Source organism: Gilliamella sp. BG3, from assembly GCF_046635605.1.
Classification (GTDB): domain Bacteria; phylum Pseudomonadota; class Gammaproteobacteria; order Enterobacterales; family Orbaceae; genus Gilliamella; species Gilliamella bombi.
On record NZ_JBIDFE010000062.1, the window covers coordinates 1 to 1,049 of the forward strand.

Sequence of the window (1,049 nt, forward strand, 5' to 3'; positions counted from 1 at the left end):
TGGCTGAATTCACATAATTTACTTGATGATTACATTTTACAATTTCGGAAATGGGTTGAAGTAAAAAACACAAAATCCAATAGATATATTGTGATTGTCCCTGCTGGAGGCGGTAATGCTAGTGAGGCGATAACGCGAGATTATTTTAGGATTGTAATTATTTCAGCGATTAATGATTCGGACGTTGTAGCGGTTAATGATAAAGCAGATGAAATCAGGCAATTTATGCTAGATGATTTTGAATCCAACAATGTTATTTCAATGAGTCCAATCAGCGGAATAACTCAAGCAAATACAGAAGAGGGGCGGTTTATTTTCGAATTTACCGCTCAAATGATTATATCAAGATAAGAGGTACATTTATGGCTAAAAGTAATGCAGGAACAGGACGGAAAATTGCCGTCTATTACAAAATAGGTAATCCTGATACAAGACCTGCGGAAAAGGATTATAAGCGGTTGGGAATGATTCGGGGTAAGTCACGAGGCGTGAACTGGAACACCATTGATGTTACAGCCGACACATCTGAAGATGGTACAACTGAATCAATGGTTACAACTAAAGAAAAAACAGTATCGTTTGATGGTGTATCCCGTGGTGATGACATTCAAAACCAAGGAGTTTTGCTGGACCACATCGAAAGCCCATCGCAAGATACTGACGGACAGCCTTATGTTTGGATTAAAATTGTAAATCCTATTATTAATAGGGTGATTGAGGGTTGTTATTTATTGTCTTCATTAACGGAAGAATACCCATACGATGATGTTTGCACGTGGTCAATTGAGGGGACAAGTGCAGGCAATGTAACAAGAACTGTTATCCCAGTCTCAGGAAAACCGTAGATGAAACCAGTAATAAAGGACATTGGGGAATTTATAATTCATCATAAGGAAATTGATTATTTATTTATTCCATCTTTTCTTAATATGACAAAGATAGGTAAACCAGATGAAATAGTTGAGATTTTTTCTATCATTTTTGGCGAAATGAATAATGACGATTTCACATCTGTCATAGAATGCGCTGACAAAATACTTGAAGCGTGT

At 36.8% G+C, this 1,049-nt stretch carries 3 protein-coding genes; all 3 read left to right on the top strand.

Annotated elements, in window-relative coordinates:
• The coding region (locus tag ACGH6S_RS12180; protein WP_411579000.1) for a hypothetical protein at positions 1–351 on the top strand (351 nt) is incomplete at its 5' end.
• 11 nt (positions 352–362) lie between these two features.
• On the top strand, positions 363–845 hold the full coding sequence (locus ACGH6S_RS12185; RefSeq protein ID WP_411579001.1) for a phage tail tube protein: 483 nt from the start codon (positions 363–365) through the stop codon (positions 843–845).
• On the top strand, positions 846–1,049 hold a 204-nt coding region (locus ACGH6S_RS12190; protein ID WP_411579002.1), incomplete at its 3' end, for a DUF6246 family protein. It abuts the gene before it with no gap.